Annotated in this window: 19 protein-coding genes and 3 pseudogenes; 13 read left to right on the plus strand and 9 right to left on the minus strand. The window is 39.7% G+C overall.

Annotated features, from left to right (window positions below; genetic code table 11):
- Positions 1–726 precede the first annotated feature (726 nt).
- The 6 genes from H6G97_RS31915 to H6G97_RS31940 all read left to right on the plus strand — a co-directional run bounded on the left by H6G97_RS31915 (position 727) and on the right by H6G97_RS31940 (position 6,435).
- Entirely contained in the window at positions 727–1,428 is a 702-nt protein-coding gene (locus H6G97_RS31915) for a hypothetical protein (protein WP_190944487.1), read from the plus strand.
- Positions 1,429–1,657: 229 nt separating this feature from the next.
- A complete protein-coding gene (locus H6G97_RS31920) occupies positions 1,658–2,254 on the plus strand; it encodes a macro domain-containing protein (RefSeq protein ID WP_190944488.1) in 597 nt (198 codons plus the stop codon).
- Between the two features lie 57 nt (positions 2,255–2,311).
- Entirely contained in the window at positions 2,312–3,085 is a 774-nt protein-coding gene (locus H6G97_RS31925; RefSeq protein WP_190944489.1) for a nucleoside phosphorylase, read from the plus strand.
- 664 nt (positions 3,086–3,749) lie between these two features.
- Entirely contained in the window at positions 3,750–4,313 is a 564-nt protein-coding gene (locus tag H6G97_RS31930) for a retropepsin-like aspartic protease family protein (RefSeq protein WP_190944490.1), read from the plus strand.
- A gap of 103 nt (positions 4,314–4,416) precedes the next feature.
- Positions 4,417–5,781, plus strand: a complete 1,365-nt coding sequence (gene miaB / locus H6G97_RS31935) for a tRNA (N6-isopentenyl adenosine(37)-C2)-methylthiotransferase MiaB (RefSeq protein ID WP_190944491.1) — start codon at positions 4,417–4,419, stop codon at positions 5,779–5,781.
- A 33-nt stretch (positions 5,782–5,814) separates the two neighbouring features.
- The gene (locus tag H6G97_RS31940; RefSeq protein ID WP_199349786.1) at positions 5,815–6,435 is read left to right on the plus strand and encodes a hypothetical protein; all 621 of its coding nucleotides are present in this window, start codon (positions 5,815–5,817) and stop codon (positions 6,433–6,435) included.
- Between the two features lie 518 nt (positions 6,436–6,953).
- On the opposite strand, the gene purU is transcribed toward H6G97_RS31940, so the two are convergent.
- The 3 genes from purU to H6G97_RS31955 all read right to left on the minus strand — a co-directional run bounded on the left by purU (position 6,954) and on the right by H6G97_RS31955 (position 10,241).
- Positions 6,954–7,808 carry a formyltetrahydrofolate deformylase gene (purU, locus tag H6G97_RS31945; protein ID WP_190944492.1) on the minus strand — a complete coding sequence of 285 codons (855 nt, stop codon included), beginning with the start codon at positions 7,806–7,808 and terminating at the stop codon, positions 6,954–6,956.
- Between the two features lie 96 nt (positions 7,809–7,904).
- Positions 7,905–8,525 carry a DUF4340 domain-containing protein gene (locus H6G97_RS31950; RefSeq protein ID WP_190944493.1) on the minus strand — a complete coding sequence of 207 codons (621 nt, stop codon included), beginning with the start codon at positions 8,523–8,525 and terminating at the stop codon, positions 7,905–7,907.
- A gap of 42 nt (positions 8,526–8,567) precedes the next feature.
- Positions 8,568–10,241: a GldG family protein gene (locus tag H6G97_RS31955; RefSeq protein ID WP_190944494.1), complete on the minus strand. Its 1,674-nt coding sequence runs from the start codon at positions 10,239–10,241 to the stop codon at positions 8,568–8,570.
- A 101-nt stretch (positions 10,242–10,342) separates the two neighbouring features.
- Here H6G97_RS31955 and H6G97_RS31960 point away from each other — a divergent pair, with 101 nt between their 5' ends.
- Complete coding sequence (locus H6G97_RS31960) at positions 10,343–10,705, plus strand: four helix bundle protein (protein ID WP_190944495.1); 363 nt, start codon at positions 10,343–10,345, stop codon at positions 10,703–10,705.
- A gap of 28 nt (positions 10,706–10,733) precedes the next feature.
- Here the strand turns inward: H6G97_RS31960 and H6G97_RS31965 are convergent, their stop codons facing one another.
- Both H6G97_RS31965 and H6G97_RS31970 read right to left on the minus strand, forming a co-directional pair.
- A complete protein-coding gene (locus tag H6G97_RS31965) occupies positions 10,734–11,546 on the minus strand; it encodes an ABC transporter permease (protein WP_190944496.1) in 813 nt (270 codons plus the stop codon).
- Positions 11,547–12,551 carry an ABC transporter ATP-binding protein gene (locus tag H6G97_RS31970; RefSeq protein ID WP_190944497.1) on the minus strand — a complete coding sequence of 335 codons (1,005 nt, stop codon included), beginning with the start codon at positions 12,549–12,551 and terminating at the stop codon, positions 11,547–11,549.
- Positions 12,552–12,891: 340 nt separating this feature from the next.
- On the opposite strand from H6G97_RS31970, the pseudogene H6G97_RS31975 reads away from it, so the two are divergent.
- A pseudogene (locus tag H6G97_RS31975) lies at positions 12,892–13,360 on the plus strand (transposase family protein); the annotation flags it as partial.
- Between the two features lie 211 nt (positions 13,361–13,571).
- On the opposite strand, the pseudogene H6G97_RS31980 reads toward H6G97_RS31975, so the two are convergent.
- Positions 13,572–13,694 (minus strand): annotated as a pseudogene (locus H6G97_RS31980) (transposase); the annotation flags it as partial.
- Positions 13,695–13,928: 234 nt separating this feature from the next.
- Here H6G97_RS31980 and H6G97_RS31985 point away from each other — a divergent pair.
- Together H6G97_RS31985 and H6G97_RS31990 are read left to right on the plus strand one after the other, a co-directional pair.
- The gene (locus H6G97_RS31985; protein WP_190944498.1) at positions 13,929–14,120 is read left to right on the plus strand and encodes a hypothetical protein; all 192 of its coding nucleotides are present in this window, start codon (positions 13,929–13,931) and stop codon (positions 14,118–14,120) included.
- Positions 14,121–14,366: 246 nt separating this feature from the next.
- Positions 14,367–14,522 carry an EVE domain-containing protein gene (locus tag H6G97_RS31990; RefSeq protein ID WP_190944499.1) on the plus strand — a complete coding sequence of 52 codons (156 nt, stop codon included), beginning with the start codon at positions 14,367–14,369 and terminating at the stop codon, positions 14,520–14,522.
- A gap of 739 nt (positions 14,523–15,261) precedes the next feature.
- Here the strand turns inward: H6G97_RS31990 and H6G97_RS53130 are convergent.
- Positions 15,262–15,429 (minus strand): hypothetical protein, encoded by a 168-nt coding sequence (locus H6G97_RS53130; RefSeq protein WP_242055490.1) that lies wholly within the window; start codon positions 15,427–15,429, stop codon positions 15,262–15,264.
- 26 nt (positions 15,430–15,455) lie between these two features.
- Here H6G97_RS53130 and H6G97_RS32000 point away from each other — a divergent pair, with 26 nt between their 5' ends.
- The 3 genes from H6G97_RS32000 (at position 15,456) to H6G97_RS32010 (ending at position 17,092) form a co-directional block, all read left to right on the plus strand.
- A complete protein-coding gene (locus H6G97_RS32000; protein ID WP_190944503.1) occupies positions 15,456–16,010 on the plus strand; it encodes a helix-turn-helix transcriptional regulator in 555 nt (184 codons plus the stop codon).
- Positions 16,011–16,110: 100 nt separating this feature from the next.
- Positions 16,111–16,266 carry a hypothetical protein gene (locus tag H6G97_RS32005; protein WP_190944500.1) on the plus strand — a complete coding sequence of 52 codons (156 nt, stop codon included), beginning with the start codon at positions 16,111–16,113 and terminating at the stop codon, positions 16,264–16,266.
- 208 nt (positions 16,267–16,474) lie between these two features.
- On the plus strand, positions 16,475–17,092 hold the full coding sequence (locus H6G97_RS32010) for a Uma2 family endonuclease (RefSeq protein WP_190944501.1): 618 nt from the start codon (positions 16,475–16,477) through the stop codon (positions 17,090–17,092).
- A gap of 462 nt (positions 17,093–17,554) precedes the next feature.
- Here the strand turns inward: H6G97_RS32010 and H6G97_RS32015 are convergent, their stop codons facing one another.
- A complete protein-coding gene (locus tag H6G97_RS32015; RefSeq protein ID WP_338421877.1) occupies positions 17,555–17,767 on the minus strand; it encodes a transposase family protein in 213 nt (70 codons plus the stop codon).
- A gap of 432 nt (positions 17,768–18,199) precedes the next feature.
- Positions 18,200–18,363 (minus strand): annotated as a pseudogene (locus tag H6G97_RS32020) (IS5/IS1182 family transposase); the annotation flags it as partial.

Consider the following 18,363-nt stretch of genomic DNA (forward strand, 5'->3'; position numbering starts at 1 on the left):
TGAGGAGTCCAATTAAAATGGGCAGCTATTTTTTCCACGTACCAGCCATGTGCATTTAGCCTAACCACCTCTGCTCGGTCTTTAACTTTCTGTGGTACATCCACAGTTCTTAGGTTTAACAGGGTTTTGTCATCTTCACGAGTTAAGAATACCCTTATACGAGCACCCATATCTTGCTTACCTCAGTAGATACATTCTCTGTATTTATTTATCTTTACATAGTTTGGTTTTTCCACGCCGTTCTACTTACCTGACAATAGGGATAAAATTCAAATAGAACTGACTGAACTTTCTAAAGCTTTAATTTTTGCCATAGAAGCTCTACGTGAATCATCATCGAATATCAATATTGCTCAAGCTATTAGATTTGACGTTGAACAAATTGTTTGTAAATATGAACATCCTGTAACCGGATTTATCATCAACCCATTTCTATCAGTCCACCGTTCACCATCAACGACGACTAAAGTAATTTTTGGGCTAATAAGCGCCGTTTTTATATATGGAGGAATTACTTCTTCTTCTATCGCCGGGCTTTGGATTTTCTCGGAAGCTGTTAATTTTTACAATAACAATAATTATAATATCAATAAAAAGGCATTACAAAATGAAATCAAAGATATACAAAGATATACAGATAAGCGGGTAGAGCAAATTCAAAACAACGCTGAAGAAGAAAATAAATCAGAAAACAAAAATTCTATTTCTGAAAATGATGTTAATAAATTGAAACAAAGTAAAGAAGAAATTAAAGAACTAGGTATAATATCACAAAAAAATGCAGAGTTTAAGAGTACAGAGCTAACAAGTCTAAATAGTAATCTTGCTGAATTAAATGCACAATATAGCAAAAGGCAATCTGTAAATGCGAAGTATAATGAATTTCTTCTCCAGTTAAGTTTAGCTATTTCGGCAGGAACATTAGGTAGTATTATCAGTATTTTAATCAGAATTGAAGAATTCCAAAAGAAGAAATATTCTGATCCCCTAACTCCATTTCTTGTTGGTGCTTTTAAACCAATGATTGGAGGAGCATTTGCTGTTCTATTTTTAGCTTTAATTAACTCTGGAATAGTATTAATGTTTATTAATCCAAGTGTATTGAAGTTAAATCCAACTACCAATCAAGAATCATCTCAAGACCAACAAAGGTCTTTGATTTTTGTCATAGCATTCGTTGTTGGTTTTAGTGAAAGGCTTGCAAAGGATTTTATCGGCAAAGCAGAAGAAATAGCAGGTGCTAACCGAGATAACTCTGAATATAAACCAGTTAATAATGAATTATCAACTGATGTAGATAGTTTAAATATGTTGCAAAAACAAGTAGCTCATAATATAGTCGCTTCAAATATAATGCCAAATAAACTAGATAGTAGTGATTCGCTAAATGGTGCAGATGATTTAAACTCTGGCAGTAGCGATCGCTAATATGTAGTAATTCTATTTGATTTATAAATACTGCAAAGCTCAAGTCTCCGACTTCTTTAATAAGTTGGGGATCTTTTTGTTCGTAGATTCTGCCCGTGTAGAAAAGAAATAGTAATATGTTTTGTATGAAAAATGTAGCATACATAAACAGGCTGATAATATAGAAAAACAGTTGGTGTTTACCATAGGTAACGTTTAAAATAGGTATTCAAGTGGAGGAAATGAAAGCTTGAAACTGATATTGGTAGCTCCTAACTCTTTGTTGTGTGCAGCCTTTCAACAGCATTTTAATTACTTACCCAATGTAGAAATAGTGAATAACTATTTCGAGTGGTTGCCAGATTTTGATTGTATGGTCAGCCCTGCTAACTCTTTCGGAATGATGGATGGTGGCATAGATGCGGCAATTATCCGTTTTTTCGGTCATTCCTTAGTGGCAAGAGTCCAGCAGCGCATTCTTGAAGATTATTTGGGTGAACAGCCTGTGGGAACATCAATGATTGTGGAAACAGGCCATTACAAGCATCCTTTTTTGGCTCATACACCCACTATGCGAGTTCCGATGATTATTGCTGGGACAGATATTCCTTATATTGCGATGTGGGTAATGCTGCTGGCAGTTCGCCAGCATAATCAACACGCTAGGCAAAAAATTAACACCATTGCCTGTCCTGGATTGGGTACGGGAATAGGACGAGTGCCATATACTGAAGCTGCTAGACAGATGGCATTAGCCTACGATCATTTTCTCTATCCACCCAAGTATCTCAATTGCATAGTTGCAGCGGAAAGACAACTTCAGATATGGGAAGGAGGATTTAGGTAAAGTTTAAAAAATGCCCTAGCATATTATATTGCTGGGGCGATCGCTAATCTCAACTATATGGCAGATAAACGCTTTTATCACATTGGCTTTGGGCAAAATGATTTGGGTTCATCGCCTCCCACTATTGCCCTATTATCGGGCGATCCAGAGCGATCGCATCTAATCGCCCAAACTTATTTACAAGATGTACGCGTGTTGTCGGAGAATCGCGGACTCAATAGCTATGTAGGATACTTACCTAATGGTCGCAGTATCTTATCAGCTACAAGTGGTATGGGTGCGCCTTCATTAAGTATTGTTGTCAATGAGTTGGTACAAGTCGGAATCCGGCAAATTATTCGCATTGGAACTTGTGGTTCCATTCAACCTTATATACAAGTCGGTAGTGTTGTTATTAGCAGTGCAGCATTGTGTCGCCAAGGTGCAGCTTATGACATTGCACCTGTGGAGTATCCGGCCGCAGCCGATCCGTTTCTCACAGTTGCTTTAGTTAAAGCAGCACGAGAATTAAAGATCGAACACTATATAGGAATTACGGCATCAGTTGATACTTTTTACGAAGGACAAGAACGCACTGATTCAGCGAATCCAAATTTAATGCGATCGCTGCATGGCATTACAGAAGAATATCGGCGTTTGAATATCTTGAATTACGAGATGGAATGCGGCACACTATTCAAAATGGCAGGAGTATATAAATTTGCAGCCGCAGCTATTTGCGGTGTAGTTGCTGGGCGTACTATTGGTGAAAATATCATTTTAGAACAAAGAAATATTGCTGTAAAAAATGCGATCGCAACTGCTGTAAATGCAGTAGCAGAAATTGAGTAAGCTAACAAATTTATCCTATTTAAGTTCTTAGCATAGAATATTTAATCTGCTCTAAGTACTTTTATCATGTCTTTATCTAATCTTTAATTTATCACTCAGTAATTCTAGGTAAGATGTATTGAGTAAGATGCAGTTTCAACTTCAGGAGACATATAAATAAAAACCTTTACTAACTAAATTCAAAGTACAACATTTGTGTCATGGACTAGTAATGTACTAGGTTTAAAATTATTGTAAGTAAAATCGTGTTAAAGATTGCATTACTTGTTTTATTAAGCACTGAAATTCTGATTAAAAAATTAAAAGCTAACTTAATAGAGGACTAAAAGTAAAATAACGAATCTGAAATATTTACTGGAAATACTTTTTGGTTGAATTATTTTTATCTTGGAAGTTGTTTGAAAAATAGTTATTTGTGATTTTAGGTACTTGTTGATCCCCCCTAACCCACGCCAGTCGCTCCACTTGGGGAGACCCCAAGACCGCGCTGGCTCCCCTTAAAAAGGGGGTAACTAGAATTAAAGTCCCTCTTTTTAAGGGGGATTTAGGGGGATATAAAACATTTTACTACCAATAATAGTAGTTTTAAAAATCTGGATTTGACACTTTATTATGAATAATTTAGTTATTAAAAAACGTTAATAAAATTGGAGAAAAATATAATATGAAGAATGCTTGGAAGCGTTGGATTACGACCGTTAACCTAGCTGCAATCGCACTCATGCCGACGCTGATATTTTTAGCATTCTCTCATCGGGCAACAGCTGACGATCCAGGAGCATGTTACATGATAACTTCCTCTGGCAAAACCGTTGGGTTGGAAAGGCTTTGTGGAAATGTAATAGCCGAACCTTCAGACAAGAAAGTTTTTCGAGTCCCAATCAAACGCCGCCTTGGTGGAACTCCTGTAATTGATGTCACCTTCAACGACAAAAAAACCTTTGAAATGATTGTAGATACAGGTGCCAGTGAAACCATTGTTACTCTCAATATGGCGAATACACTTCAACTCCAGGCTACAGGTACAATGCAAGCTCAAATTGCCGATGGTAGTCAAGTAGAATTCCCAACCAGTAAGGTAAAATATATTGCAGTAGGTGGAATTACAGCCAATAATCTTCAGGTAGCGATCGCACCAAAAGCAAACATCGGTTTACTGGGACACGATTTTTTTGGCAGCTATGATATTAAGATTCTGGAGAAAGCGATCGAATTTCATCACCGCTAATTCTTAAGAGCTACTCAGCACTGAACACCCCTGATGCAGGTTAACAGCGTTATAGAATAGAAGTAAACCTTACATACATTACGCTGATTCAGCAGAATTGCCCATGACCACTTCTAAACGCCAATACCACATTACTACTTTCGGTTGTCAGATGAATAAAGCTGACTCAGAGCGCATGGCTGGCGTCTTGGAAGACATGGGCTTTGAGTGGTGTGAAGATCCGAATAATGCAGATGTGATTCTCTACAATACCTGTACAATTCGGGATAATGCTGAACAAAAAGTATATTCCTACCTCGGCAGACAAGCGAAGCGCAAACATGAGCAGCCTGATTTAACCCTCATCGTTGCTGGTTGTGTTGCCCAGCAAGAAGGCGAAGCGCTGTTGCGGCGAGTGCCAGAATTAGACTTGGTAATGGGGCCACAACACGCCAACCGTCTGAAAGATTTGTTGGAGTCGGTGTTTGAGGGCAACCAAGTTGTAGCAACCGAGGCAGTTCACATTATTGAAGATATCACCCAGCCGCGACGGGATAGTACAGTAACAGCTTGGGTAAATGTAATTTATGGCTGTAACGAACGCTGTACCTATTGTGTGGTTCCGAATGTGCGAGGTGTTGAACAATCTCGCACGCCGTCAGCTATCCGAGCTGAAATGGAAGAATTAGGACGGCAAGGTTACAAAGAAATTACTCTACTCGGTCAAAATATTGATGCTTACGGCAGAGATTTACCGGGTGTTACCCCAGAAGGTCGGCATCTACACAACTTTACAGATTTGCTTTATTACGTCCATGATGTTCCGGGGATTGAAAGGCTAAGATTTGCTACTAGCCACCCCCGTTATTTTACTGAAAGACTAATTCAGGCTTGTGCTGAGTTGCCCAAAGTGTGCGAACACTTCCACATTCCCTTTCAATCTGGAGATAATGACCTTTTAAAGGCAATGTCGCGGGGTTATACCCATGAGAAATATCGCCGGATTATCGATACCATTCGGCGGTATATGCCAGATGCCTCCATTAGTGCCGATGTAATTGTTGGTTTTCCTGGGGAGACAGAAGCACAGTTTGAAAATACTCTGAAACTGGTGGAAGATATTGGCTTTGATATGTTGAATACAGCAGCATATTCGCCGCGTCCAGGGACACCCGCAGCTTTGTGGGACAATCAACTGAGTGAAGAAGTTAAAAGCGATCGCTTGCAACGGCTCAATCATTTAGGAAACTCGAAAGTAGCAGAGCGATCGCAACGTTACTTTGGGCGCATTGAAGAAGTTTTAGTAGAAGACCAAAATCCTAAAGATCAAACCCAAGTGATGGGACGCACTGGCGGTAATCGTTTGACCTTTTTTAGCGGCAACATCCAAGAACTCAAAGGGCAGCTGGTGAAGGTAAAAATTACCGAAGTTCGCCCTTTTAGCTTGACGGGTGAACCAATTGAAGTGAGGCAAACCGTTTTGCACTAAGAACTAGTTGAAGATTATACCCCTGAATTATTTATGATCAAGTTACCGCAGACGATTCCAGTTCTTCTTTTTGGGGCTAGTTTGGCTATACTTTCCCCTCAACTTTGTGCTGCTTTCACTGTTCAAGAGGTAGCTAGTCTTGCCCAAGCATCAAGCGATTTGCCAGTGGTCAAATCAGCAGGACTGTCCCCCGATATGGATGTGCCTTGGTCGAAACCCGTGAGAATCGTTGACCCTTTTGAAGGAGAGTTTCTTGGGGTTTTTGACCGTAACTCCTTAAGTGGCAATTTGTACCGTGAGGGTTCAAAGCAAGTTATTAGTTTGTGGACTCCTTTGAGTATTCGAGTACTGGTAACACTAAATTCGAGTCAAGCAAGGTCTTCTTTTTACACCGCAGGTAATGTATATTTCAGACCTGACTTTCTTAGGTTTGTCACTACCAAAAAAGTCGATAAACTTTTGCTTAAAGTCAGAGAAAAAGTTTTTCAATTAGATGGGTCAACTGGCACGTTTGCTGTCAGTCAAGAATTAGCAACTGCTTTGAAAAATGCTCCAGATCAGAACTTAACCATCAGACTAGTCTTGGAAGGAGGACAAAGTGTTGATAGCGAAATTGGCAAAGGCACAGTCAAAGCTTGGCGAAACATTTATTAAGCGATCGCATTGTTCAGCCAAATATTATCTTTTATTAACAAAGGACTTGCAAAAAATAAATTATCCCAAATTATTTTTAGATTTGTAGGGGTGCAAGTCCTTGTGTATTGGTGTCAACTTAAGGTAAAACTCCTTTCAAATCTCGTTTCCAGCTAGAGGCTGGAAATGCTCATTATAGCGGCTCTGCCGCAAGTCAGAGAGGCGGCAGCCCCTAAGATGGCATTCCCAGTCTGAGACTGGGAACGAGGAAAACGAGGAAAGTCTTATCAAGCAAGGTTTTTAGAACTTGTGTGTACACCGTAGCCTTAAAAAGGGGGTCACCGCAGGCGGGGGGAGCTTAATTCGCACCTATTGTGCCTATGCGGACTTTGTTTGTTTGTATATAGCGGTTCTCGTTTACGTGAGGTACACCCGTAAGGGCACGGCACTGCCGTGCCCCTACACCTTGCAATATAATCTTGTACCGCATCTGAATGGGAACCGCTATAGCTACGAATGATATTAGTTTGGATATGAAATCATTCAAATACTACTGTTCTATTTCCATATACCAATACACGATTTTGTAAGTGCGATCGCACCGCTCTTGCTAATACAACTCTCTCCAAATCTTTGCCTTTTCTCACCAAATCATCAACTTCATCACGGTGACTAACTCGCACCACATCCTGTTCAATAATTGGGCCTGCATCTAAATCAGCAGTGGCGTAGTGAGCCGTTGCACCAATAATTTTCACACCACGTTCAAAAGCTCGGTGATAAGGGTTTGCTCCGATAAAAGCTGGTAAAAATGAATGATGTATATTAATAATTTGCGGAAATTGACTAATAAAATCTGCACTAACAATCTGCATATATTTAGCCAATACAACTAAATCTATTTTGTACTGGCGTAATAATTCTAATTGTTGTATTTCTTGCTCTGTTTTATTATCTTTAGTAATAGAAATGTGCTGGAAATTGATATTAAATTGCTCTGCTACTACCTTTAAATTAGAATGGTTGCTAATAATTAAAGGAATTTCAGCAATAAATTCTTTAGCGCGTTGTCGCCAAATTAAATCAAATAGACAATGGTCTTGTCGACTTACCCAAATAGCAATGCGTGGTACTGTATCAGAAAAACGTATTTCCCACTTAGCGCCTAAAGGTTGAGCGATGGCATTAAATGCAGGTGCAATAAACTCTCGCGGCAAATTGAATCCCTCTAACTGCCACTCAATGCGGGTAAGGAATAACCCAGCAGCAAAATCTGTATGCTGATCTGCATGGATAATATTACCACCATTAGAATAGATGAAATTGGCAAATTTCGCTACCAGTCCCCGTTGATCGGGGCAGGAAATCAGCAATGTTGCTGTCGGATTTATCATAGTAACTTAGAAAAACTAGCGATATTTGAAGTAGGTTAGCACAGATGCGCTAACCTACTGTGCGTTGTCGAAACATACCACAAAAACCGTAATTTCTTATTTACTATTTGTCGGAGTTGGTAAAGGGGTGCTGAGCCCAGGTAGTTTTTGACTATTATCTACAGGTTGTTTCCACTCTGATAATTCCCGATTCACGGCATTGGCAAAATCTGTAGATACCAATAGCACATTTATATTTCCATCGGGTTTGGTAGCCTGGTCAACTTGAGCATACAAGAAACGACCGTTAAAGTTAGATTTACCCAAAAGCAACTGATGGCTTTGTCGGTTTTTTAGGATGATATTAATAGTTGCTTGGGGTTGATCTAAGGCAAATTCTCCAAGCTCTTTTGCTGGAGTTGATAAAGTGCGCTCGCTATTACTCTTAACTAACAAATCCATCAAATAAGAAACAATGGCATCATTTGCTGGGCCAGATATTGGAGATTTGATTAACCACTTGGGGTTCCTTTCAGAGTTACGTTCCAGATTCAGGGTGAGCTTTTTTGTCTTGACTGTTAAAGACTGCACATCATCTTCTGTAAAAGAGAAAATTTTTTGCTTTTGCTCCTTGATTTCTTCTCGCTGAGTTGCACTTCGAATTTCATAGAAGTAAACAAAACCGCCTAAACCCAGCGCTAGCAGTATCAGAATTAAAGTCGTTCTCGGCAATTTCATTTTTTAGTCATTTGTCATTTGTCATTGAGACTGAGGGAGATTTTACCTTCGTTTCCACCAAATGATAACTGCGATCGCAAACCCAATTAAAGGTAAAACTAACAAAGACGACAATATCAAAAGATTACTTTGGATAGTTGTCAGGGTTATTCTACGGTTTTTCGGTTCTTTGGGGCGAATAGAAAGGGGTTGTTGATCCTGTTGACTCAGCCAAGTAACTGAGTTGAGGAATACATCTCCATTCAATTGCTGTTGAAATAAGCCATCGGTGGCGAAATCGGAGTTTCCTAAAACCACTAAGCGGGATTCGATGGCTGTTTGAGATGAGGGAGTTGGGGAGGCAGAGGGAGCAGAGGGAGCAGGGGAGGCAGGGGGAGTTGGGGAAGTTTTACTTTGAGTGGTTGGTGATGGTAGGGGTGAAGGTGTAGGTGCAGGTTGGGGAGTGGAAGCAGATTTGGGTGTTTGTTTTCTGCTTAAGGCAACGCCCAAGGTTAGAGGCCCTTTCAGGTCTTTATCTGCATCAAACTCCAATTTTTCGCTTTGGAGGTCGCTTTCTGCCCAACTGCTGGGATAGGGTTTGGTTTGTAGCAGTGGAGTAGCCTGAACACCAGGCACAGAGGTAATTTCCAGTGGACGGGCAATCGGATAAAAAGAATTACCGTTATCGAAATCTTTGGTAATCGGATGTTGTCCGTATTCTGTGACTAAGGGCGTAGCAGGGCCAAGTCCCACGCTTCCGCCAGAGACATCGACTGCTAAACGATTATCCAGACGAACACCCCACTCTTGCAGCAAGCTGTTAAGTTTAGGATCGGTATTGGGATCAATCATCAGCAGTAAGTTACCACCGCGATTAAGATATTCTTGTAAAGCTTTGACTTCACCCTCAAACAGCCCTCGCTTGGGGCCAGCTACTATCACTACAGCCGCATCTTCAGGAACTTTGGAAGTTTCTGCTAAATTCAAGGGTGATGTTGTAAAGTTTTTATCGCCTAATTCCTGAACTGCTTGTGATATTGCACCTTTACCAGCCGAAAGCTGGCGTTCGCCATGACCTTGGAGTAAGTAAACTTTGGCTGTGGTTGAATTTGTTAATTGTTGCAGTCGACTAGTTAATCTGATTTCTGACAAGCGCTCATTTTGATTTACCGTCTGCACTAATTGCCGTTTATCGCCAGATTCTAAGTAAACTTCCCCGTAATCTTTGACGCCAAACTTTTCAGCCAATCCTGGCCTAGTTTGGGGGTCGATGTACTCATATTTAAATTTTGAGCTTTGCCGCTGATAATTTTCTAGCAATTCCCGATCTAAGGGATTTTGGCTAATATCAAACACCCACACTTTAACTGGCTGTGGTAGAACCCTCACCAGTTCCCGCGACTGGGGTGCAAGGGTAAACAATTGAGCCTCTGTTAAGTCTGCCCGCAAGTAGTAGCGAGTTCCCAAAAAGTTAATCAATCCCAAAATTGCCAACACTGCCAGAGTTGCCACTAAGGCATTAGTGCCAGCTTGGGTAGAACGGCGCTTCCACCAGTTAGTTTGGTAGCTTTGCCATGTTATCCCCAACCCACTAATGACAATTCCAGCAATCATAAATACTAATGGAATTAATCCCCACTGTTCGGAGACTAACCCAACTGTTAAGCCGACAGCAATTAGGAAAGGGCCCAACCAAAACAGATATTTCCACAGTTTCTTTTTTGCAACTATCTTCATATTATTTGTCATTTATCATTGGTCATTTGTCTACAAATAGTGACAATTTAAAAGATATGGACGAAAATTGAGTTACTAAAAATAAGTAGATAACTGAATAAATGGCAACAAAGCGTTTCCAAGAATTACAGGTTTATCAATTATCAGAACAGTTGGTAGATGACATTTGGAAAATTGTTGAGGGATGGAATTTTTTTGCAAAAGATACTATTGGTAAACAGATTATACGTTCGGCAGATAGTATTGGTGCCAATGTAGGAAGAGGTAGTTTTCAAGATAATAGACGTTTTATCAAAATAGCGAGAGGCTCTTTGAATGAAACTCAACATTGGTTAAGACGGGCTTATACTCGTAACCTTTTAACTACCGAACAGATAAATGCAATCAAAACAATCATTAACGAACTAGCATCTAAATTAAACTCCTATCTAAACTCAATTGGCAATATCCCAGATAAAAAATGACTAAGGACAAGGGACAAATGACAAATGACTATTGCCTTTGAAAGCGCAGTGCATCAATTGATTGATCTGTGAGAAAGATGCCTAAAAAAATGTAACTGGCGAATAAAATTAACCCGCTAGTATCAAAAATACCTTGAATAAAAATGTTGTAATGTTTCAGCAACGACAGATAACCTAAGGCTTCGCCCACGGGGCCAGGAATAATTTTGGCGATTAAATCAATGAATAACAACAATAAAATTACTGCAAAGGTAAGAACAGCAGACAAAATTGTGCTGTCTGTTAATGAGGAAATAAACATTCCTAAAGATAAAATTGCCCCTGCTAGCAAGATTAATCCAAAATGACCCAGCAAGGGAATTGAGAACGCCATTGGTGGATTTGATCCACTAATAGCGATCGCTTCAAACACTAGCATGGGTAAAACCATCGTGGTAAAAAATGTTAGCACGCCTAATAATTTACCTACAGCTACCGCCCAATTGGTGATTGGTGAGGTGGCTAACAGTTCTAAAGTGCCGCGCTTACGTTCTTCGGCATAGAGTCCCATTGAGAGAATTGGCAGGGTAAACAACAATAGCCACCCCATACTATCCAAAAATCCCCGGATAAATTCATAGGGAACATCTATTGGCGGTACTGGCACTCCTAGTTGTTGCCCTTGTGCATCTATTGCCGCAACTGTTACCAAAATGCCATTTGGCCCTAGCAAAATCATCACGAGGAATAACCCCGCCATGAACCAAAATATACCTGCGATCGCGTAAGCCAAAGGTGATACAAAATAACTCTGTAACTCTCGGCGATAAATGGCAATAATATTACTCAGCACTACACCCATTTACGCTGTCTCTCCTTCGTTGTCTGCTGCTAAGTCTACCTCAGGATCGAAATTTTTCTCTTCTGTGGTTAGTTGCAAGAACACGTCTTCTAAGGTGGCGTTAACTCGCTTTAGTTCATGTAAACCGAATCCTGCACGCACTAATGTTGTGGCAATATCCTTTCCTGGTTCTTTTCCCGCTTGTGATATTACCCGCAGGTAAGCGCGATTTTCCTGGGATTGATGGCCTTTGGTTGTCGGAATTGATTCTATCAAACTCACACCCGCGACTTTTTGCAATACCTGTTTCGCTAAAGCAACTTCTCCTTCTATTTCCAACTCATACCCTGAGCCACCTGTCAACTGAGTCATTAGGTTTTCTGGTGTATTCGTTGCCACAACTTTACCACGATTAATAATGGCGACGCGGCTACAAGTCATGCTTACTTCTGGCAGAATGTGCGTGGAAAGAATAATTGTGTGAGTACCAGCGAGACTCTTAATTAAATTCCGCACCTCAATTATTTGTCGAGGATCGAGTCCAACGGTGGGTTCATCCAAAATGATCGCCGGCGGATCGTGGACGATCGCTTGAGCAATTCCTACCCTTTGGCGGTATCCTTTAGAGAGTTTGCGAATAATCACCCGCCGTTTATCTTCTAAATTACAGCGTTCGATAGCGGCCGTTACCTTGTTGGGGCGATCGCCTGCTGATACTCCCTTAATTTGGGCGACAAAATGCAAAAATCCCTCGACCGTCATGTCTGGATATAACGGCGGTGTTTCCGGTAAATAACCAATTCGTTGGCGTACAGCCAAAGAATTTTCATGGACATCATAACCAGCAATCCGGGCATTTCCATTGGTTGCGGGTAAATAACCAGCCAGAATCCGCATGGTTGTGGTTTTACCAGCGCCATTGGGGCCCAACAAACCTAAAATTTCCCCAGGTTCGACGCTAAAAGTGACATCGGTAATTGCTGGGGTGGAGCCGTATATTTTACTTAGATGTTCAACTTCGATCATCGGTATAGTGGCGATCGCAATTTATGAGAATACCCAATAATCTTAGATCACGATATTGGGTATGGGGGATTGGCACTAAGATTAGCCGACGACGAGTAAAGTTCCTAAACGATTACTGAAGTACAGTAAATTAGCAATATATTAAAATCATTTCATCGGCATTGGATAACACGCTGAAAAATGCAAGGCTAAACATACGTTCCCATAGACCGTTTTAATTTTGTCCCAATAATTGATTCCTCTTGATCCTGGATAATAAATTTAGAATCATTAATTTTAATAACTTCATAATTTTCTGGCATAAATATAGAATTTAAAGTAGCTACTATATCTGCAAGAGAATGTCACGGAGAGTCCAATTGAAAAACCTCATATTGGGCAAAAAAGATTTTTTAGCGGGAAACAAGGAGAACATACTTTAAAAACCCAGGTAATTATCCACCAAAAAGTAGTCAAATCATTTGTTTAGGGCATGGTCAGGGAAGAATTCATGATTTTAAGCTATTTAAAAGCAGTGGGATAAAATTTGGAGAATTATTAAAACTAATAGCGGATAAAGGCTATCAAGGAATTGCTAAAATTATCAATTAAGTGAAACACCAATTAAGAAACCAAAAGGAAAAAGGTTGACGAAATAACAGAAAAAATACAATCGGGAACTCAATCGATTAAGAATTGTTGTTGAGCACGTAAATCGTCGTCTAAAGATATTTAAAATTTTGTTTGATAGATATCGGAATCGTCATCGATGTTTTGGGTTAAGGTCGAATTTAATTGCGGGAATTTATAATCACGAATTAGCCATATAAATCGGATAAAAAATCGAATTAATCCCATAATTTCAGTATTAATCAATAACTGAAATGATGCTTGCTGCCATCTTCTTAATTAGCGTAGGCGCAGCCCGCCGTAGGCATCGCCAGATAATAATAAAATGATAACCTCTTACTATTTTAATGTCCCAAAATTGAAAATAAAATAACTCTCGATTATACCACAAAATATTTATGCAAGAGTTCTATACACTTTTACCCCGGTTGAATCCACCACGACATGAACCGCTTTGTCTTTCGGCACTACGGGCAGTTCTACTGATAACTTGCTCAAGCGACGGGATAGAGTGGAGTGATCCGGCACTTTTAACGAATTCGCGTAATTCCCCTTCCTCAGCGTTAGCAGGGAGGGCATGTAAGCGAGTCAAAAGAGATGGTTATTGGTAAAGTAGAAGAAGGACATAAATCAATACAAGGCATTATGCCAAAATTTTCCTCTAAAGGTAGTCATGGTTGTTTAACTTATTAAGGATTAAAGCTTATCACGCCTTTTATTGGAAGAATTAGGCTGGGCAAAGACTTTATTCAAGAACTATATGTTCATATGGGTTATCAAAAAGCTACTGCTTACGAAACACTTTTAGAATTTACTTTTGAGGTAGGTAAGCTAGTCACCATGCAAGATATTTCAAGCGAAAACGCTAAAAAGCGAGGTGCTTTTAAGGAAAGATTTGAAACAGGTAACTCTGTACGAAGTATTGAAGAGTCTTTTTCTTTAAAAATTGACATCGAATGATCGAGTTTTATTTAAGAACATTGGCAGTAAGCGCAAGCTAGCCGTTAGCCCTGTTCTTCTTGGAACAATCAAGCGATCGCCCATTCATTCTACCCAATTTTTAAAGTACATCTACCAAACAATAGACCTCTTGCAAAAGTGCTTTTTGCAAGAGGGGGAAAAAGGGTAAAGGTTAAAGGGGAAGGGGACAATACAGAATTTTCCCCCTTCCCCCTTCCCCTTTTCCCGATTTATGCAAGAAGTCTAATGACCTACTGGCTATTTCAAGGCAACCCTAAGTATTACCGCATCATAGACGGCATACGCGATTTTGAGCAGATGCCAAGGCTTACGACGCGCTATGCTAAAGACATAGCTCCTGGCGACGGAGTGCTGAGAAAGAAAATTTGGGGAGCAATCTAGGATATATGTGAGTCTCCCTTTGGGAGGAGCTTCGCTAACGCAGAGATCATTGAATCACCCAAGATTATCGCTAGTCCGCCTGACATTGGCTATTGGATAGATGTTAGCCGTATTGGTGTTAAAGCTTGTGCCGAGATTCGATTTACTAGCAAGCTGTTAGAAAAGGCTCTGTAAAATGTTATTAACATTTTTGATTGCGATAATTTGATTATGCCTTGGTATACAGAACCCGTCAGAGCAGGTAAGCCTATCTGGTCACAGATTTATACTTGGAATTACCCGGATAATCCATACATCGTTGCTTCCGCAGGTCGGCCTATATACGACAAGTCGCAACTATGATTTAAGTGACCTAAATATACAAAATAAGAAGTGAAGAAAGCTATAACGTTTAGCTAGTATAGCTATTTTTATATTTTCAAATAAATGTAAGAATACTAATTTTCCGTATAACTACTGAACCAATTTTTAGAGACTGACTTTGGTGTAAGCTTTGAAATAAAAAGTAATGCTTGAGGAGCAGGGCAGTCGCATCATGTCAATAAGTAAAATCTATTGAAAATATAGTTAAAGTTAATGTCATTAGCTTTTGCGTATTGCGAAACTTTTAGGCGTTGGCGTAGCCCGCAGCAGGCATCGCTTTGGAGCTTAAAAAATAATCAAGCGCGAAAGGAAAGATTTTTTCGTTGGTTCTTCACCTTCGTTGTGATCAAGAGTAATTTAGATGCGTTTGCCCTGCTCAAGTACCTTGTTCCTTGCCATACCCTTCAATTTCAATTATTAGAGACGATATGGGAATTCCCATATCGTTCCCAAGTGCTTGTAAATAGTCCTTTGTAGACTTCAGTCTTATGTAGTCTGACAAAAGTTTACGGTTAGCTTTAGCCATCTGGGTGCTGGGTGGCATTAACGTAGCCCTTGGGTATTGTGTATTTGGCTACCTGCCCAGACTGGGGCATTGGGTTAATTTCTGAATCACGCCAAAACTGTGTCAGCATTATAATTAGCTCACTTTGTAGTCAACGATTTGAGCAGGCGATCGCGTGCTTCCCGGCTGGCGATCGTTTTTGCTTGCGCCTAACTAAGTCAGTAGAAGGTGTTTATTATTTATACAAACCAGGTTATTGTAACATGGAAGACAAGTTAAGTAATGATGTTGGTAAAGAGAAGAACCAAGGAGAGAAGCTATTAATAATGTCAACAACAGTTATTGCCAGCATCTGGTGGACAAAAGAGATGGGGCAACGGTTGAAGAAACTTAGAGGAGGTGAGCCGATGACTTCCTTGGCTGAACGTGCTGGATGTACTTATCAATTAATACAACATTTGGAGCGTGGTGAGTACAAGATGGAAAAGCGTAAAACAGTTAAACCTAGTGTTTCTTGGGAAAAGCTTGAGTCAATATGTAAAGCTGTTAACACATCAGTTGAAGATTTTTTACAGGTTGAGTTGGTGAAAAAGCCTGAAAAAATCTCAGATGATGATTGATCGAACAAACTGACCAATAAAAATAGGACGATCGCTGGCCTGGAAAACTCGCGATCGCCCCTATGCCCCCAACCTTTTAAAGAAGAGGCAATTTATAATCATGACACAAATTTCAGCCCCTGCGCCAACAAAAGATCCGCTAACCACACAGGATCGCCAAATCATTGCAACCATCGTCAATCAGTCGGACTACTCCAAAAACTGCAAGCCCGAAGATGTAGTGACTATCTGGATAAACTCTGATGATATCCGGTAACTAGTGAAGTGCCACAGGTTAGTTTAGAGTTGGCAGTAGCGTAAAATTAAAGAAATCTAAACAGTGGACAGGAAAAATTAGAAAAACTGTCCACTTACCAATTTGAAAACGAGATCCTTTATTTAAATGTAAAGATAGAAGCAAATCTAAAATTTTTGCGCGATCAAACATTCTGTTGGCATCAGTTCAAACTTGAAGAGATAATACGATGTTTCAAGCTTTACCAGAACCAGTTACTTTTGAAGAATTTCTAGAATGGAAACCAGAAAATGGCAGATATGAGTTATATAAAGGAGCAATAGTAGAAATGCAACCAACAGGAGAACATGAGCTAGTTAGAGCATTTTTGATTAGAGAACTCAATTTTGAGATTCGCAGGTTTAATCTAGCGTATACTATTCCTGGTCAAGTATTAATTAAATCAGTTGATAAGAAATCTGGTTATATTCCAGATGTATTAGTATTGAATCTTCCTAACTTGGCCAATGAACCACTCTGGAAAAAAGCATCAACAGTTACTCAAGCCGAATCAATTCCATTAGCCGTGGAAGTTGTAAGTACAAATTGGCGTGATGATTATTTCCTGAAATTTGGTGAGTACGAGGAAATTGGGATTCCAGAATACTGGATTGTTGACTATGCTGCTCTTGGTGGAAAGCGGTTTATTGGGAATCTTAAACAACCGACAATATCAGTTTATGCTTTAATCGAAGGTGAATATCAAGTTACTCAATTTCGAGGAAATGACCGGATTGAATCACCTACTTTAAAAGAGCTAAATTTCACTGCTGAACAAGTTTTCCAAGCTGCTTTAGGAGAGTATTGATTAAAACTAATACTTTCAAAGTCAACGAAAGCGATTTTTGTATTGGTATAACGTATTCTTAGCAATTTGTCCTTTGAATGACGACCCAAAAATTTTATAGTCTGTTTGTTCAGCATTATCTCGAAGGCTTGCTTGTGTAGAAATTAGCGGCGTAATAACCGATTCAGAAAGGCGGGGAATTGTTCTGTTTTTTCCAAAAGGGACAATTCAAACCGAAAGATACTCACTTGGATTACTTGCTAAAGTTGCTCAAAGTGATTGTTCAATAGAAGTCTATTGTGAGCAAATTAGTGAAATAGAAGTCCGAAGTTGGTTTGCGAGGTATCAGAACAATTCGCAATTCACAGTTCGCAATTCGCAATTATGGAAGTAATTAATAATTGATTCATTTAGGTGCAGAACAATTAATTTCAATTATGAAAAAACAAGTAGTATCAATATTCAGAGCAAGCGCATTCATGCTTAGGGTATTAATTGCGAATTGCGAATTGGAAATTTTAACCACTCATACTTGGTGCAACCATAAGTTTCTATTGCCACCCAGCCATCAGCTCCACAAATTACGGCACATACAGCAATGGTCATGATATCGATTAAGTTATGCCGCTTTGCGCGATCTATTCGTGGGTCTTCTATTCCCAAAAAATGGTCAGCAATTGTGATTTTTGGCAAGATCGCTTCATCTTAGAAGCTGGGAGAATGTAATTCTTCTTTCTGATAAATGTGAGAATACCACGTTCAATGAAGGCCAGCCGTCCTGACTTTTCACGCCATCTGTAAAAGTCACTTTGATCAGTTAGCGATGGCGTAACCACCCCTTCCGGGTGGCGATCGCATAAATTGAGTTTTTCTTGTGCTGATCTTCTCGTGATTCCTAGTCATTAATCTAAAACTATTGAGAATCAGACTGTGAGAAAACCTACGCTATTAAGTGGAGAACTGACCGTGAAAATTCAGGTAGCCGTCAGCTGCCTCTAACTCCCCCCTCTTAATGATTATCATTTTCATAGTCAGTGAGATTTAATTTCCTCAAAGCTTTATGTAGTTTGAGTCTTGGTGTATTTCATCCTGATTCAGGTTCGTCAATAGACCTCTTGCAAAAGTGGCTCAGGCAAATTTGGATTGTGGGAGATGAAGCTCGTAATTGTAAAGAGCAGTAATCAGATTAAACCTCAAACCAAATCTTTTTCGGCGATTTCTATAAGTAAGGGATAAAATTTTGAATACTTTCAGCTTCCGATGTACATGCTCACCTAAAACCCTGATTTTAG

The organism is Nostoc flagelliforme FACHB-838 (assembly GCF_014698065.1).
Taxonomy (GTDB): Bacteria; Cyanobacteriota; Cyanobacteriia; order Cyanobacteriales; family Nostocaceae; genus Nostoc; species Nostoc flagelliforme_B.

Bases quoted from the DNA above. Each gene is read 5' to 3' on its own strand.
- H6G97_RS31970 (WP_190944497.1), bottom strand. From the start codon at position 12,551: ATGATCGAAGTTGAACATCTAAGTAAAATATACGGCTCCACCCCAGCA.
- H6G97_RS31955 (WP_190944494.1), bottom strand. From the start codon at position 10,241: ATGAAGATAGTTGCAAAAAAGAAACTGTGGAAATATCTGTTTTGGTTG.
- H6G97_RS53130 (WP_242055490.1), bottom strand. From the start codon at position 15,429: ATGCCACCCAGCACCCAGATGGCTAAAGCTAACCGTAAACTTTTGTCA.
- purU (WP_190944492.1), bottom strand. From the start codon at position 7,808: ATGATAAATCCGACAGCAACATTGCTGATTTCCTGCCCCGATCAACGG.
- H6G97_RS31960 (WP_190944495.1), top strand. From the start codon at position 10,343: ATGGCAACAAAGCGTTTCCAAGAATTACAGGTTTATCAATTATCAGAA.
- H6G97_RS31925 (WP_190944489.1), top strand. From the start codon at position 2,312: ATGGCAGATAAACGCTTTTATCACATTGGCTTTGGGCAAAATGATTTG.
- H6G97_RS32005 (WP_190944500.1), top strand. From the start codon at position 16,111: ATGACACAAATTTCAGCCCCTGCGCCAACAAAAGATCCGCTAACCACA.
- miaB (WP_190944491.1), top strand. From the start codon at position 4,417: ATGACCACTTCTAAACGCCAATACCACATTACTACTTTCGGTTGTCAG.
- H6G97_RS31985 (WP_190944498.1), top strand. From the start codon at position 13,929: ATGGGTTATCAAAAAGCTACTGCTTACGAAACACTTTTAGAATTTACT.
- H6G97_RS31950 (WP_190944493.1), bottom strand. From the start codon at position 8,525: ATGAAATTGCCGAGAACGACTTTAATTCTGATACTGCTAGCGCTGGGT.
- H6G97_RS32010 (WP_190944501.1), top strand. From the start codon at position 16,475: ATGTTTCAAGCTTTACCAGAACCAGTTACTTTTGAAGAATTTCTAGAA.
- H6G97_RS31930 (WP_190944490.1), top strand. From the start codon at position 3,750: ATGAAGAATGCTTGGAAGCGTTGGATTACGACCGTTAACCTAGCTGCA.
- H6G97_RS31940 (WP_199349786.1), top strand. From the start codon at position 5,815: ATGATCAAGTTACCGCAGACGATTCCAGTTCTTCTTTTTGGGGCTAGT.
- H6G97_RS31965 (WP_190944496.1), bottom strand. From the start codon at position 11,546: ATGGGTGTAGTGCTGAGTAATATTATTGCCATTTATCGCCGAGAGTTA.
- H6G97_RS31990 (WP_190944499.1), top strand. From the start codon at position 14,367: ATGACCTACTGGCTATTTCAAGGCAACCCTAAGTATTACCGCATCATA.